Origin of the sequence: Mesorhizobium sp. 1M-11, from assembly GCF_001303895.1 — a bacterium.
In the GTDB taxonomy this organism is placed as follows: domain Bacteria; phylum Pseudomonadota; class Alphaproteobacteria; order Rhizobiales; family Rhizobiaceae; genus Mesorhizobium.
Window position 1 is genome coordinate 56,835 of the sequence record NZ_LJSD01000043.1, and the last position, 14,548, is coordinate 71,382.

Sequence of the window (14,548 nt, forward strand, 5' to 3'; positions counted from 1 at the left end):
TTACCTGCTTTCTGGCCGCTTACGCTGCCGTCAGCGTCAGATCCACCGCTACCGGCACATGGTCGGAAGGCTTTTCCCACGCCCGCACATGCTTTTCGATCGACGCCGACGTGAAACGGTTTGCCGCTTCAGGCGACAGGAGCAGGTGGTCGATACGAATGCCATTGTTTTTCTGCCAGGCTCCAGCCTGATAATCCCAGAAAGTATAGACGCCGGGCGCATCGGTGACGGAGCGCACTGCTTCGGTGAAGCCGAGATTCTGCAGCCGGCGGAATGCCTGCCGGGTTTCTGGCTGGAACAGAGCGTCACCCAGCCATGCTTCCGGTGTCCTGGCGTCGATCGCTTCGGGGATGACGTTGTAGTCGCCGGCGAGGATCAGCGCCTCCTCCAGCGCCAGCCGCTCCGCCGCCCACCGCTCCAGCCGCGCCATCCAGGAGAGTTTGTAGGGAAACTTCACCGGATCGCTGATCGGATTGCCGTTCGGCAGATAGAGTGACACGACACGCAGCGCACCTCTGTCGGTCGAAAACACGCCTTCGATGAAACGTGCCTGTTCGTCGGCATCATCGCCGGGCAGGCCGCGATTGACCTCGTCGAAGCGCAGCTTCGACAGGATGGCAACTCCGTTGAAACCCTTCTGGCCGTGCGTCTCGACATGGTAGCCGAGCGCTTCCACCTCAAAGCGTGGAAACTGGTCGTCGACAGTCTTGATCTCCTGCAGGCAGACGATGTCTGGCTGGCTCTCGTTCAGCCAATGGACAAGGTTCTCGATACGAGCGCGCACGCCGTTGATGTTCCAGGTGACGATTTTCATGAAAATCTCGCGACTAGTTCAGGCAGATCAAGGATGGCGCGATCCGCGTTCCGATTCGATCCTGCAATATCCTTCACAGGAAAGGAACCCGGCACGGAACGACAGGCGCGATAATGGGAACCTCGTCATACCATCAACCGTCAAAAGGCTGCCAGAGGAGGCGGCTTTTTATTGCTGGGCACCTTCCAGGGTAGGTTTCTTTTGGAACTGGCGGCGATAGCTGGCTGGCGAGATCGAGAAGGTTCGCGTGAAATGCTGGCGCAGCGACACGGTCGAGCCAAAGCCGGCCATCTCGGCCACATGGTCGATTGAACAGGATCCTGTTTCCAGCAGGCGCTGTGCCGCAGCAAGGCGGTGGTTCAGCAGCCATTGCGTGAAGGTCGTGCCGGTCTTGTTGCGGAAATGCCGGGTGAAGCTGCGAAGGCTCATGCCAGCTCGCCTCGCAAGTTGATCGAGGCTCAGCGGTTCGTCGAGATGCTCTATCGCCCAGCTGATCGCAGCCCCGATCTGGTCCTCACTGCCGCTCGTTGGCAGCGGTTTTTCGATATACTGCGCCTGGCCACCATGGCGGTGTGGCGCGACCACCAGACGCCGTGCGACGCGATTGGCGATCTCCGCGCCATGATCGCGGCGCACGATATGCAGACAGCAGTCGAGGGCGGCTGCTGTCCCCGCCGAAGTCAGGATATCGCCATCGTCGATGTAAAGCGCGTTCTGGTTCAAGGCGACATGTGGATGGCTCCGCTCGAACTCGCCGGCCCAGGCCCAATGTGTGGACACCGTGCGCCCATCGAGCAGGCCGGCTTCGGCCAGCACGAAAGTGCCCAGGCACAGGCCGACCACGCGCGCGCCGCGCGCATGTGCCGCCTTGAGAGCTTGCAGAAGGGCTTCGGGCGGGCGCTCGTCGGGATCGCGCCAGGCGGGTACGATCACTGTGTCTGCCGTCGCCAAGCTGGTGAGGTCGTGCTCCACCTCGATCCGGAAACCCGACATGGTGGCCACCGAACCTATGTTCTCGCCGCAGATCTGCAGACGGTAGCGTGGTGCGCCCAGCTTCAGCAGATCATCCCCGAATACGATGCAAGGCACCGAGAGATGGAAAGGGCTGATGCCTTCGAAAGCGATGATGGCGATTGTGTGCATGCGTGATGACTTCAAGCGATGGGTTGGCCAGAACCTATCACATATTGTCATTCAGGCCACTTTCGCAGATCCGCGGATTTTGTGACCAAGCGCCAACGGAAACGGCAAAGAAAGGAAGTTCCCATGGCACAGCACCCAACCATTCGCACCATCGCCGGTGCTCAGGCGCCTCAGCATCTTGATCCGGCCAGGACGGCTCTGCTGGTGATCGATTTCCAGAATGAGTATTTCAACGGCAGGATGCCGATCCCGAATGGAGAAAAGGCGTTGGCGAATGCCCGGCGCTTGATCGAACGCGCGGACGCCGAGGGCACCACAGTCTATCACGTCCAGCATGTCGCACCGGCAGGCAGCCCGGTTTTTGCTGAAGACAGCGAGACCTCTGCATTCCATCGTGACAGCCAGCCTGCAGCCAATCATGCGATCTTGCGCAAATCGTCGGTCAGCGTGTTCCCGACAACGGATATCGATCAGCGCCTGAAGCAGTCCGGGATAGAGACGCTGATCATCACCGGCCTGATGACGCATGCCTGCGTTGCCGGTGCCGCGCGCGATGCCGTGCCGTTGGGTTACAATGTGATTGTGGCCGGGGATGCCTGCGCGACGCGTGATCTCGATACCGACAATGACCAGACCATCGCTCACGATACGTTGCATCGCGCAGCGCTTGCCTCGATCGACGACACGTTCGGCGACATTCTGACGACCGAACAGATCCTGAAACTGCCACGTATGGCGAAGTAGCGCCTGCCGCTTCTTCGCTGCGGACGCGAGCGAGGAGGTCCTCCCGATACCCTGCTTCGGGAGGACCTCCTGTTGTCACGGTTTGCGATAGACCTCATTGCCGGCAAGGTAGGTCGCCTCGACCTTGCGCTGGCGGATCGACCGGTCGAGCGGGTCCGGGAGCGTGCCGTCAATGAGGACAAAATCAGCCCATTTGCCGACACTGATCGAGCCGATCTGGTCGCCCCATGGCGTCATGTTGGCTCCGGCCTGCGTGTAGGAAAACAGAGCCTGGTCGAAACTCACCGCCTGCTCGGGATGCCATGGTCCGTTGCCGAGCCCGAATGGGCTCTCGCGGAAGACGGCATCGTTGATCTGGGTAAGGGGGCTCAGCGGTGAGGTTGGCCAGTCCGAGCCGAACACCAGTGGCACGCCGGCTTCCAGCATGGAATGCCAGACATAGGCTCTGGGCTCGCGGTTTTCGCCGATGCGTTCGGTGATGTATTTGCCGATCGTGCCGGTGGCATGGTTCGGCTGCATGGAGGCGACAACACCGAGGTCCTTGAAACGCTTGATGTCCGGGGTTTCGACGACTTCGATATGTTCGATCCGGTTCGGCTGCGCGCGCGGAACGGAGGCTTCGGCAAAGGCATCGAGCACCAGGCCGACGCTGCCGTCTCCGATGGCGTGCACAGCGGTGGGGAAGCCGTTCTCGTTCGAAGCGCGGATGGCGGCGGCAAGTTGCTCCTTGGTCTCGAACGGCTTGCCCTTCCAACCCTTCTGGTCCGAATAGTCCTCGTGCAGATAGGCCGTGCGGGTGGACAGAACGCCATCCATCACCGACTTGGTGTAGCCAAGTTTCAGCAGCGGTCCCTTTTTCTCCTGCTCGCCTGAATCGGTGGAGATCTTGTCTACCGCTTGCCGGTCCACGACTGCCGCGGCGATCTTTTTCGGATCGCCTTCGAAGAAGCCGTACCAGACGCGCAGCGGCATTTTCTTGTCTGCAACGAGTGCAGCATAATCGTGCACGGCCGCCAGATCGGACATGTCGTTGACGGTGGTGATACCAAGGCTGTTCGCGAATTTCAGTGTTTCCAGCAAGCCCTCGCGCCGTTCGGTGTCGGTGGCAACCGGCCGATGCTTTTCCACCAGTTCTCCGGCCGCTTCCAGCAGGATGCCGCTCGGCTCACCCTTGTCGTTGAGCAGGACCTGGCCGCCTTCCTTGACTTCCGACTTGGCGGTGACAGCGCCCACTTCGATCGCTTTGGAGTTGACCCAGACAGAATGGAAGTCGATGTCCCGCAGGATCACCACGCGGTCCGGAACGACCGCGTCGATATCCTCTTTCGTCGGCAGCTTGCCTTCGCCCAGCGTGTAGTCCCAGCCGCCGCCGGTCAGCCATGCGCCTTTCGGCAAGCGCGCATCGGCTTCCTTGATCTTGTCGAGCCAGGTCTTCTTGTCGGGAATGTAGGAAAGATCGACCCCGACGACCATGTCGGTGCCAGAGGTTAAATGCGTATGCCCATCGATGAAACCTGGCGTCACGGTTTTGCCGCCGGCATCGACGATCTCGGTGTTGCCGTCGGCCTGCGCCTTGATCTCGTCATTGGTGCCGGTGGCGGTGAATTTTCCGCTCTCGATCGCGAATGCCTGGACCTTTGGCTTGCCAGGATCGACCGTACGCACATCCGCGTTGACGACGATGAGGTCGGCGGCTGCCGTAGCCTGACCCGCGCTTGAGAAAAGCGCCACCAGGCAGGATGTCAGAAGCAGGCCCTTCCTTGGATCTCTGTTTTTCATGTTTCCCTCGATTTGCAGCCCCTCGGGCGCAACTCCTGACGAGGCGCGGGGCTTGCGCATCGGGCATTGTGGAGCGCTGTTGGGAAATGAAAAATACGCCTTCGGGCTAGGGTGCTGTCGCGGGTGGGTTCAAGCAATGTCGGGCTCGGATGTTCGCCGTTGCTTGCCGCTATTTGGGCATTGTCATACGCTGCGCATGGGAGAGGAGATTTCAAAATGAACGGCGATGATTTCGCCCAACGACCCGCTGGTGGCGCATCGGCGACAACAAACCTGGCGCTGTCATTGCTGGCCGGGGTCGGTTCGCTGGATTTTCAGGAGCGGCTTGCACAGTCGCTCAAACAGCATGTCAAGGTCGACGCGGGCCTGATCCTGCTTTACCGCCGCGATACGGCACCGAAGATACTCTTCAACGACTGGTGCACCGACAGGGGACTTTCGGACATTCGCGCCTACCTGCACGGTTCCTATCGGCTGGACCCATTCTACCGTCTTGCCCTCGACAATGGGGACGACGGACTTTATCGGCTCAACCAGATCGCGCCGTCGCTCGACCGCTCACAATATTATCGCGACTATTATCGGCATTCCGGGCTGCACGACGAGTTCAACATCTTCGTCAGCCTCGACACGGATACCAAGGTTGCGATCTCGCTGGCCCGGCGCAGGTCACATGAAATCTTCAGCGGCGAGGATGCCGAGTTCCTGCAAACCGTTGCGCCGCTGCTGAGCCAGGCTGTGCTCAAGCACTATCGCGACTTGCGGCCTGAAGTCCTTGAAGATCAAGGATCATTGCTGCAGAGCGTGCTGGCGCAAGCGTTGAGAAATTTCGGGCGCAGTGTGCTGACCCCACGTGAATGCGAAGTCGCCCAATTGATCCTGCGAGGCTTTTCCGTGAAGGGCGCTGCTTCGCGGCTCGGCATTTCGCCAGCGACGGTGAAGCTGCATCGCCGCAATCTCTATGCAAAACTCGATATCGCTTCCCAGACCGCGCTGTTTTCGCTGTTCATCGATGCCGCCGCATCGGCAGGCAATGCGTCGGAAGATCCCCTGATCGCTTATCTCGGCCGGCGCGGCCAACTGACGGGGCAACTGGCGCCTCATTGAGGGATCGGCAGGACCGTCCCGATCGCTACGTCACATGTTCACGCCTCTGCCGTTGCCTTGCTGCGGCTGGGTAAGGTCATCGCAACAACTCCGGCAATGACCGTCACCAATCCGATTGCAGCTGTTGTGGTAACAGTCTCTCCGAGGAAGATGACGCCGATCGCCACGCCGATGGGAACCCTAAGATAGGCCTGTGCGGTGGCGCCGACCGAGCCCAGCGTTTGCAGCAGCCGGAAGTAGATCGCGAAGGCAAGCGCGGTTGAAAAGACGGAAAGGCCGAGCAGCGCGAGTAAAGAGTGCGTCGAAGGCGCCAGTGACCAGGGGTGATCGACGACCAGGCTGAGCGGTATGAGCATCATCGCTCCCGCAATCAGCGAGCCAGCGGCGGGGATCATCGGGTCCGTCCCCTTGAAGCTTTTGCCCGTAATCGCTGCGGCGCCGTAGCAGATGGTTGCAGCCACCATCGCAAGCTGCGCCCACAATTGCGTGCCCAGCCTGTCCAGCGCCTGTATCCCGATGATCAGGCATGCGCCGGCAAGCCCGGCAACGACACCGAACAGCTTGCGGCTCGTTACCGGTTCATGCCTTGTGATGAGTGCGGTGAGCAGGAAGGCGAAGATCGGCGTCAGCGAATTGAGGATGACGGCGAGTCCCGCATCGATCGAGCGTTCGGCCCAGGCGATCAGCGTGAAGGGCACCGCGCTGTTCAACACCGCCTGCAGCACGAACCGGCCCCACATCGTCGCTTGCGTCGGCAATCGCAGGCCACGCCAGTGCAAGACCCCAAGCAGGATCAGTCCAGCGATCAGGGTTCGCGCTGCGATCAGCGTCACCGGTGGGATGGTCTCCACGCCGACCTTGATGAAGGTATAGGAGGCGCCCCACAGCGTCGACAGAAGGACGAGCAAGGCAAGTTCGGGAGCGGTCTTGGCGGGCATGGCGGGTCGTGCTGTCCTTGTGACGTTTCATCGTCCTCTAGCGTGTTGCCGTCATGCAATGTTTCGATTTGGATCGAACTGTTGGGCCACGCTTTTCGCAAGGAGCCGCGATCTGGAGGCAGCAGCCGGTGGTACTTAGAGCATTTTCCGTTTTTTACGAAAACGCTCTAAGTCTCTGTTTTTACGCAATGTCGAACGGAAAACCGTTGCGCACTTTTCCTGGAATTGCTCTAGCCCGCTTTGCGTTCCACCAGCCCGATGGTGTTGCCGGCAGGATCTTTCAGGAAAGCCATCCACTCACTTTCGCCGGCCGGGCCGAACAGGCCATCGATGTCGTGGTGCACCATTGCTGGCGCAGCAGTGAACGGTACGCCGGCGGCTTTGGCTTCAGCGTGGAAGGTCTCGATGTCGGTGATGTCGAGGTAAACGGTGCCTGCCGGCACGCCGTCGGCGAAATAGAGCCGCACGCCACCTGCCATGATGAAGGCCATGCCGGGTGGATCGAAACGCGAATGCAGGGACAGACCCAGCACCTCGTGCCAGAAGGCCAGCGTGGTATCGAGATTTCGCCCGGCCGACAGCGCGACCTGACGGACCGCGCCGATCGAAGGCATGTTAGATCGAGAAACTGGTCCCGCAGCCACAGGAGGCAACGGCGTTGGGATTCCTGATCTGGAAGGACTGGCCCATTAGATCGTCGACGAAGTCGATGACCGAGCCGCCCATATAGATCAGTGAGATGTCGTCGATGAGGATAGTGGCGCCGTCGCGCTCGATGGCGACGTCGTCGTCATTGCGGGTGTCGACCAGGTCAAATTTGTACGAGAAGCCCGAACAGCCGCCACCTTCGACGGCAACGCGCAATGCCGTTTTGCCGGGTTCGTCGCCAACGATCTTGGAAATCCGCTTCGCGGCGGATTCCGTCATCTCGACCTTCATGGCGGTTTTGGCGTCGGCACCCATGGGCGTCACCTTGCGTTCGGTTCTGCATGATAGGTATGAAGCGGGGCGGGGCAAGTCAACAGCGACAGGGGCGATGACCAGCGAGCTTGGCGATATCGGCTTCGGCTACCGGCCACGCGCAGCCTATGCGTGCGACCCGGCGCGTTCGCGCGGCCGCCTGTTCGACGAGGCGGAAAGCCCGACGCGCACGCCTTTCCAGCGCGACCGGGACCGCATCATCCATTCTACTGCGTTTCGCCGGCTGAAGCACAAGACGCAGGTCTTCGTTGCGCATGAGGGCGATCACTACCGCACCCGACTCACCCACACGATCGAGGTGGCGCAGATCGCGCGGGCGCTGGCCCGTGCTCTCTGCGTCGACGAGGATCTGGCCGAAGCGGTGGCGCTGGTTCACGATTTCGGCCATACGCCCTTTGGCCATACCGGTGAGGATGCGCTGAACGAGAAGATGACGCTCTGGGGCGGTTTCGACCACAACGCGCAGTCGCTGCGTGTCGTGACGCGGCTGGAGCGCCGCTATGCCGAATTCGACGGGCTGAACCTGACCTGGGAGACGCTGGAGGGGCTGGTCAAGCACAATGGTCCGTTGACGGATGCCGCGGGCAGAGGGTTGAAAGGGCCGGTACCAAGGGCGATCCTTGACTATTCGGAACTGCACGACCTCGAACTGTCGCGCTACGCCAGCATCGAGGCGCAATGCGCGGCCATCGCCGACGACATCGCCTACAACACCCATGACATCGACGACGGTATTCGCTCGGGTCTCATCAGCCTCGACATGCTGGAGGCCGTCGGTCTGCCGGGGTCGATCCTCAAGGGCGTCCGCGAGCGCTATCCGGCGCTTGATGCGGTCCGCACCGGTCACGAACTGATGCGGCGCCAGATCACCATGATGGTCGAGGATGTCATCGTCACCGCCAAAACCAATCTCGCCCGTCTTTCTCCCGGCAGCCCGGACGCTGTGCGGGGTGCCGGTGAGACCGTCGTGCGTTTCTCCGACGAGATGGCGCTGGCGGAGAAGGAGTTGAAGACCTTTCTCTATGCGCGGCTTTACCGTCATCCCGAAGTGATGCGCGTTCGCGCCGATGCCGAGCAGATCGTGAAGGACCTGTTCGACGCCTATTTCGCCGATCCGCGCGCAATGCCGGATGGCTGGCGTGAAGGGCTCGATCGCGCCGAGGCCCGCATCAAGGCGCGCGACGTGGCGGATTTCATTGCTGGCATGACCGACACCTATGCGTTGAAGGAGCACCGACGTTTGTTTGACCGAACGCCTGATTTGAGCTAGGCCGGGCACGATTTTCGCCGGCCAAAGACCGGTTCTTCTCGCATAAACGCAGAGCAGTTTTCATGAATATCTTCGCCGACTTCACAGCGCGGGTCATCAAGGCCGTGAAAAGCCTTGATCTGAAAGACAAAGATGGTGGTACGCTCGATCTTGGCCGCATCGCTGTCGAGCCACCGCGTGACGCCAGCCACGGCGATCTCGCAACCAACGCCGCGATGGTGCTGGCCAAGCCCGCAGGTCAGAATCCGCGCGCATTGGCCGAGCGCATCGTTGAAGCCTTGCGCGGTGATGCCGACGTCTCCGGCGCAGAGGTGGCTGGACCGGGTTTCGTCAACCTCAGGCTTACGGACGCGTTCTGGCACCGGCATCTCACCGGTCTGATCGACGAAGGCCAGGATTATGGCCGCTCGAAGATCGGCGAGGGTCTCGCGGTCAATGTCGAATATGTCTCGGCCAATCCAACCGGGCCGATGCATGTCGGCCATACGCGCGGTGCCGTCGTCGGCGACACGCTGGCCAACCTGCTCGCCTTCGCCGGCTACAAGGTGACGAAGGAATATGTGATCAACGACGCCGGCGTGCAGATCGACGTGCTCGGCCGCTCCGCTTTCCTGCGTTACCGCGAGGCGCTGGGCGACGAGATCGGCGAAATCCCGCCAGGCCTCTACCCCGGCGATTATCTGGTGCCGGTAGGGCAGGCGCTGGCCAAGGAGTTTGGCCGTAACCTGCTGCAGATGCCGGAAGATGAAGCGCTGGCCATCGTCAAGGATCGCACGATCGATGCCATGATGGTGATGATCAAGGAAGACCTCGCGCTGCTCAACGTCCATCACGACGTTTTCTTCTCCGAGCGCACGCTGCATGCCGACAACGCCAAGGCGATCCGCGCGGCGATCGCCGATCTGACGCTCAAGGGGCACATCTACAAAGGCAAGCTGCCGCCCCCCAAAGGCGAGAAGCCTGACGACTGGGAAGACCGCGAGCAGACGCTGTTCCGTTCGACGGCGGTCGGCGACGACATGGATCGTGCGCTGGTCAAGTCCGATGGCTCCTTCACCTATTTCGCCGCCGATGTCGCCTATCTGAAGGATAAGGTGGAGCGCGGCTTCGACGAACTGATCTATGTGCTCGGCGCCGACCACGGTGGGTACGTCAAGCGGCTGGAGGCGCTCGCCAAGGCGGTTACCGACGGTCGCGTGAAGCTCACGGTGCTGCTGTGCCAGCTGGTGAAGCTGTTTCGTGATGGCGAACCCGTGCGCATGTCGAAGCGCTCCGGCGATTTCGTCACGCTGCGCGAAGTGGTCGAGGAAGTCGGCCGCGATCCGGTGCGTTTCATGATGCTCTATCGCAAAAGCGACGCTCCGCTCGACTTCGACTTCGCCAAGGTCACCGAGCAGTCGAAAGACAATCCTGTCTTCTATGTGCAGTATGCATCCGCGCGCTGCCATTCGGTATTCCGGCAGGCGAGGGAGCAGCTCAACATCGTCGATCCGTCGCGCAAGCAACTGTCGGCCGGGCTTGATCTGCTGAAAGACGAGGGTGAGCTTGCGCTGATCAGGAAGCTCGCTGAATATCCACGTTTGATCGAGCAGGCGGCGCAGTCGCAGGAGCCGCACAGATTGGCTTTTTACCTGTATGATCTGGCCAGTGGCTTCCATGCACAGTGGAACCGTGGCAACGATCATGTAGGCTTACGTTTTGTTAAGGTTAACGACCCACAATTGACCTATGCCAGACTCGGGCTGGTGCAGGCTGTTCTGGACGTATTGTCGTCTGGCCTGGCGTTGATCGGAGCGGATGCCCCGACCGAAATGCGCTAGGTTCGACCGAAAAGCCTGTCACCATTTGCCCACATTGCGCTGGTAGGGGCCAACCTTCCGCGACGTCCATGGCGTCCGATGAGTGCGAGTTCGGGAACGACAATGGCAGACAGAACCCAGGCGCGTGTAGCCAACCACAACGACATCGCAAGTGACGATCCGTTCGCGGAACTGACCCGCATCATGGGCTTTGATCCGCGTGAGCCGGTGCAGCGCCAGGCGGCGCCGCAGCCGACTGCCGGGCAGGCCGAAGATTTCGACATCGACCTCGAAAAGGAATTGATGGGCGAATTCGAGGCTTACGATGAAGAGCCGGTCGCTGCGGCGCAGCCGCTCGCCGCCCTTCCGCCGCAGGCCACCGAGCCGCATGCCGATGAAACGGTCGACGACGATTTCGTCGCTTCGATGGAGCAGGAGTTCCGTGCTGCCGAACCTGCGGTTTCAGCCGTAGCTGCTCCGGTCGAGGATGATGCTCCAGACTTCGATTTCGCTGCCGCCGCTGAAAGCCTGGACGAACAGGCCTTTGACGAGGCTGTCGCGATCGATGATGAGGTTCAGCCGCAAGCCACGCCGACCGGACAGCAGTTCGAAGATTACGAAGCCGCGATGAGCGACGTTGATTTCGGCGATCTCGACTTCGCGGACGAAACGGCCGGGGATCCTGTCGCGACGGTAGAACCCGTCGTTGCCGAGCAAGTTTCTGCCGAGCCTGTTGCCGAGGAGTCGGCATCATTTGCCGTCGAGCCGAGCGCTGTCGTTGCTGGCGATGATTTCGATGCGCATTTCGACACAGCCATGGCCGATGTCGATATGGATTTCAGCGCACACGATGAGGCGCCGGTTGTTGCGGCGGAGGCGACTGAAGTCGAGGCTGTCGAAGTCGAGCCGGCGCAGTCCGAGCAGACATTCATGCCAACCTTTGGCCATCATGCGCAGCCGGCGGATGTCGTTGCCGAGGATGAGCCTGCTTTCGACGTCGATCTGGAGGACGCCTTCAACGACGAGAGCGAGGCCGTGGCGATTGCCGCCGCCGAACCCGTTGCCGCAGTGGCCGCTGAAACCCCGTCCCTCGCTGCGCAGGACCGCAGCCTGGAAGACGAGCTCAACGCGCTGCTTGGACGCATGACCGCACGCCCTGCTGCCGCCCCATCTGCTGAAGCCGAAGCTTGGCGCCCGCAGTTTGCCGCGGCTCCAGCCACGGTTGAACTGCCGGCTCAGCACGAGGTCGAAGCCGATCTTGACGCTTCGTTGGTCGAGGAATTCGCCGCTGCCGATATCGAAGCGGTCGACGAGATCCCGCATGCTGAAGACGACATCGATTTCGACACCGACGCCTTTGATGCGGCGATGGCCGGCGGTATGGATACACTCGACGAGGAACCGGTCGAGCAGGTCGAAGAAGATCCGGTCGAAGCACTGAAATGGGCGGCTCCAGCCGCGGCTGCCGCTACCGCTACCTTCGCGCAGCCCATGCGGGCTTGGAGCCGCGGCAATCCGGTGGCGCCTTCGTCGCAGCCATACTCCGCGCCTGCGCAGCAATACTCTGCATCCGTCCAGCAGTTCTCGACGCCGGCGCAACTGCCCCCGGTTCAGCCGGCCATGCAAGTCGAACCACGCGCGGAGGCCGCGCCGCAGCCGGTTGTTCAACCTGCCGCCGCGTCCTGGCAAAAGCCCGCACAGCCGGTTCGCGAAGACGTGCCGGATATCGAGACCATGGATGTGCCGGAGCGTGTCGTTGCGCTTGCGGACGATCTTGATATCCCGGAAGTTCCCTTCGAACAGGACAAGCCCGAAACCTCGAACTTCGACGAACTCGATGCCGAATTCTCGACGCTTCTCAACGAGATGCTACCGGGTGAATCGGCGGCGCCTGCGAAGACGGCTCAATATGACGACGACGCCAACAACTACAAGCGCGACCGTGTCGAGATGCCGGCTTACGCTGACACGCCGCAGGCCGCTGCCGCGGCTGCCGCTTACGCTGATCTCGGTTACCAGGGCTACGATTCCCGCAATCCGGGGCATGCCATGCCAGCCGAGGGCGGCCAGATTGCCGACGACGGTTTCGACTATGATCCGGACCTTGAAGAGGGCATGACCATCCCGGACGCGGCTGCTGCCGAAGCGAATGAAGCGCCGCGTCGTCGCGGTCTGCTGATCGCCGCTCTGGTCGGTGCGGTCGCCGTAGTCGGCGGCGTTGGTGCCTTCGCTTTCTCGTTCGGCGGTGGTTCGAGCTCGGATGCGCCGGCTATCGTCAAGGCCGACAGCCAGCCGATGAAGGTGAAGCCGGAAAATCCGGGCGGAACCGTCATTCCCAACCAGGACAACAAGGTTTATGACGCCGTCGCCAAGGGCGCCCGTCCGGCTACACCGACCCAGCCGAAGCTGGTCGCGAACGCCGAGGAGCCGGTGGATGTCGTCGCCAAGGAGCAAGCCGACCGGGCTGAGCGCAATGCCGCCTTCTCGGGCACGGACGACAGCGAAGGTGATGCGCAGGGGCAGAATACCGCGCAACAGCCGGTGAAGTCGGAAGACCGCGTTGCTCAGATTGCACAGGAAAACGCCGTCACGCCGGAAGGCGCGCTGGTAACGCCGCGCAAGGTTCGCACCATGGTGGTCAAGCCAGACGGTACACTTGCCCCGCGCGAGGAGCCGGCTGCAGCTCCTGTTGCGGCTTCCGAACCGACCGACCCGACGCCACAGCGTGTCGCGCCGGATCAGACAGGCACCGTTCCGCAGGCCGGCGCCGATCAGCCCGCACTGAAGCCGGCGAAGCCGAGCACCGTCGCTGCAACCCCGTCCGCTGCCCCGCTGGCGCCGCAGCGCCCGTCTGACCAGCCGGTCGACATAGCCGGCGAGATCAAACCGCAGGCACAGCAGCAGCAGGTCGCTTCGGCACAGCCCCAGGCTCCGGCGCCTGCAACTGCTGGCTGGTCCATGCAGATCGCCTCGCAGCCGACTGTCGAGGGTGCTCAGTCGACCTATCAGGATCTGGCTCGCCGCTATTCGAATGTGCTGGCAGGCCGCAGCGCCAACATCGTCAAGGCCGACGTTGCCGGCAAGGGCACCTTCTACCGGGTGCGCGTGATGGCGCAGTCCCGCGAAGACGCCATCAAGCTGTGCACCAGCTACAAGGCGGCTGGTGGCAACTGCTTCGTCTCGAAGTAAACCGGACGAAACCTTCCGAACACAAACGGCGCGGCTTTGGCTGCGCCGTTTTCTTTTGGGAGCCCGGCTTGTTCGTTTATGCGACATGCCGACAAGCAGACCGCGTGGCTAACAGTGGCAAGCCTCAGTTGCTCTTGAGTGACGTTCCTCTCACTTGCCTTGCGCGGTAGGCGCGGCGCACGCGCTCGCGGTTGCCGCACAGATCGCTGGCGCACCAGATGCGCGAGCGGTTGTTGGTGTGGTCGATGAAAATGGCCCGGCAATCCTGCGCGTGACAGGTGCCCAGCTTCCTGAGGTCTTCGGAGATGAGCAGCGTAGAAAGTGTCCACAAAATCGGCCAGAGCGGTTCTGCCAGGTTCCGGCCGGGGAGGTCGTAGGCAGCGCCTTGGCCGCGCGCCGTTGGCAGCAAACGGGGCGGGGAGACGAGGCGTGCGAGATGGGCATTTATCCCAGGCAACAATGGAGAAAAATCACCGCCTGTCTGAACTGCCTCGGCAAGCTGGCGGACAGCGCTGCGCAATTCAAGCGCATCGGCCAGCGCATGGCTGGCATCGGCTGGTGCTGCATTCGCCAACCTCAGGAGTTTTTTTCCTGTCGCCGGCATCATCGTGGCTCGCGCCACACTCCAGGCAATCAGCGCGCCGTAATCGGCAACCAGATCGCGTTCTTTCGGTGTGCCCGGCAGATCGATCGTATTGATGAAGTCGAGGCACAAGCTGCCTGCGATAAAGCGATGCGGCCAGCCTGTCTTGGTGTCGGCAAGCAAATGAGCCTCCTTTGTCAG

Annotated in this window: 12 protein-coding genes; 5 read left to right on the forward strand and 7 right to left on the reverse strand. The window is 61.7% G+C overall.

What is annotated here, in order from left to right:
• Positions 1-19: 19 nt before the first annotated feature.
• Both xth and AO692_RS18545 read right to left on the reverse strand, forming a co-directional pair.
• Positions 20-814, reverse strand: coding sequence for an exodeoxyribonuclease III (gene xth, locus AO692_RS18540; RefSeq protein ID WP_054311534.1), 795 nt, complete (start codon positions 812-814; stop codon positions 20-22).
• Positions 815-982: 168 nt separating this feature from the next.
• Positions 983-1,957, reverse strand: coding sequence for a helix-turn-helix domain-containing protein (locus AO692_RS18545; RefSeq protein ID WP_054311535.1), 975 nt, complete (start codon positions 1,955-1,957; stop codon positions 983-985).
• A 123-nt stretch (positions 1,958-2,080) separates the two neighbouring features.
• Here AO692_RS18545 and AO692_RS18550 point away from each other — a divergent pair, with 123 nt between their 5' ends.
• Complete coding sequence (locus AO692_RS18550) at positions 2,081-2,701, forward strand: cysteine hydrolase (protein ID WP_054311536.1); 621 nt, start codon at positions 2,081-2,083, stop codon at positions 2,699-2,701.
• Positions 2,702-2,776: 75 nt separating this feature from the next.
• On the opposite strand, the gene AO692_RS18555 is transcribed toward AO692_RS18550, so the two are convergent.
• Positions 2,777-4,480: an amidohydrolase gene (locus AO692_RS18555; RefSeq protein WP_054311537.1), complete on the reverse strand. Its 1,704-nt coding sequence runs from the start codon at positions 4,478-4,480 to the stop codon at positions 2,777-2,779.
• 216 nt (positions 4,481-4,696) lie between these two features.
• Between AO692_RS18555 and AO692_RS18560 the strand changes: the two genes are divergently transcribed.
• The gene (locus AO692_RS18560) at positions 4,697-5,587 is read left to right on the forward strand and encodes a LuxR C-terminal-related transcriptional regulator (RefSeq protein ID WP_054311538.1); all 891 of its coding nucleotides are present in this window, start codon (positions 4,697-4,699) and stop codon (positions 5,585-5,587) included.
• Between the two features lie 38 nt (positions 5,588-5,625).
• On the opposite strand, the gene AO692_RS18565 is transcribed toward AO692_RS18560, so the two are convergent.
• From AO692_RS18565 to erpA, 3 genes are all read right to left on the reverse strand, one after another.
• Positions 5,626-6,525 (reverse strand): EamA family transporter, encoded by a 900-nt coding sequence (locus tag AO692_RS18565; protein ID WP_054311539.1) that lies wholly within the window; start codon positions 6,523-6,525, stop codon positions 5,626-5,628.
• A 230-nt stretch (positions 6,526-6,755) separates the two neighbouring features.
• Positions 6,756-7,139, reverse strand: a complete 384-nt coding sequence (locus AO692_RS18570) for a VOC family protein (protein WP_054311540.1) — start codon at positions 7,137-7,139, stop codon at positions 6,756-6,758.
• A gap of 1 nt (position 7,140) precedes the next feature.
• Positions 7,141-7,488 carry an iron-sulfur cluster insertion protein ErpA gene (erpA, locus tag AO692_RS18575; RefSeq protein ID WP_054311541.1) on the reverse strand — a complete coding sequence of 116 codons (348 nt, stop codon included), beginning with the start codon at positions 7,486-7,488 and terminating at the stop codon, positions 7,141-7,143.
• Positions 7,489-7,561: 73 nt separating this feature from the next.
• On the opposite strand from erpA, the gene AO692_RS18580 reads away from it, so the two are divergent.
• From AO692_RS18580 to AO692_RS18590, 3 genes are all read left to right on the forward strand, one after another.
• Entirely contained in the window at positions 7,562-8,776 is a 1,215-nt protein-coding gene (locus tag AO692_RS18580) for a deoxyguanosinetriphosphate triphosphohydrolase (RefSeq protein WP_054311542.1), read from the forward strand.
• 62 nt (positions 8,777-8,838) lie between these two features.
• Entirely contained in the window at positions 8,839-10,596 is a 1,758-nt protein-coding gene (gene argS / locus AO692_RS18585; protein ID WP_054311543.1) for an arginine--tRNA ligase, read from the forward strand.
• 102 nt (positions 10,597-10,698) lie between these two features.
• A complete protein-coding gene (locus AO692_RS18590) occupies positions 10,699-13,764 on the forward strand; it encodes an SPOR domain-containing protein (protein ID WP_054311544.1) in 3,066 nt (1,021 codons plus the stop codon).
• A 124-nt stretch (positions 13,765-13,888) separates the two neighbouring features.
• On the opposite strand, the gene AO692_RS18595 is transcribed toward AO692_RS18590, so the two are convergent.
• Positions 13,889-14,530 (reverse strand): CGNR zinc finger domain-containing protein, encoded by a 642-nt coding sequence (locus tag AO692_RS18595; RefSeq protein ID WP_054311545.1) that lies wholly within the window; start codon positions 14,528-14,530, stop codon positions 13,889-13,891.
• Positions 14,531-14,548 lie beyond the last annotated feature (18 nt).

Excerpts from the sequence above, each read along its gene's own strand:
- xth (WP_054311534.1), bottom strand. The coding sequence starts at position 814 with ATGAAAATCGTCACCTGGAACATCAACGGCGTGCGCGCTCGTATCGAG.
- AO692_RS18545 (WP_054311535.1), bottom strand. The coding sequence starts at position 1,957 with ATGCACACAATCGCCATCATCGCTTTCGAAGGCATCAGCCCTTTCCAT.
- AO692_RS18550 (WP_054311536.1), top strand. The coding sequence starts at position 2,081 with ATGGCACAGCACCCAACCATTCGCACCATCGCCGGTGCTCAGGCGCCT.
- AO692_RS18555 (WP_054311537.1), bottom strand. The coding sequence starts at position 4,480 with ATGAAAAACAGAGATCCAAGGAAGGGCCTGCTTCTGACATCCTGCCTG.
- AO692_RS18560 (WP_054311538.1), top strand. The coding sequence starts at position 4,697 with ATGAACGGCGATGATTTCGCCCAACGACCCGCTGGTGGCGCATCGGCG.
- AO692_RS18565 (WP_054311539.1), bottom strand. The coding sequence starts at position 6,525 with ATGCCCGCCAAGACCGCTCCCGAACTTGCCTTGCTCGTCCTTCTGTCG.
- AO692_RS18570 (WP_054311540.1), bottom strand. The coding sequence starts at position 7,139 with ATGCCTTCGATCGGCGCGGTCCGTCAGGTCGCGCTGTCGGCCGGGCGA.
- erpA (WP_054311541.1), bottom strand. The coding sequence starts at position 7,488 with ATGGGTGCCGACGCCAAAACCGCCATGAAGGTCGAGATGACGGAATCC.
- AO692_RS18580 (WP_054311542.1), top strand. The coding sequence starts at position 7,562 with ATGACCAGCGAGCTTGGCGATATCGGCTTCGGCTACCGGCCACGCGCA.
- argS (WP_054311543.1), top strand. The coding sequence starts at position 8,839 with ATGAATATCTTCGCCGACTTCACAGCGCGGGTCATCAAGGCCGTGAAA.
- AO692_RS18590 (WP_054311544.1), top strand. The coding sequence starts at position 10,699 with ATGGCAGACAGAACCCAGGCGCGTGTAGCCAACCACAACGACATCGCA.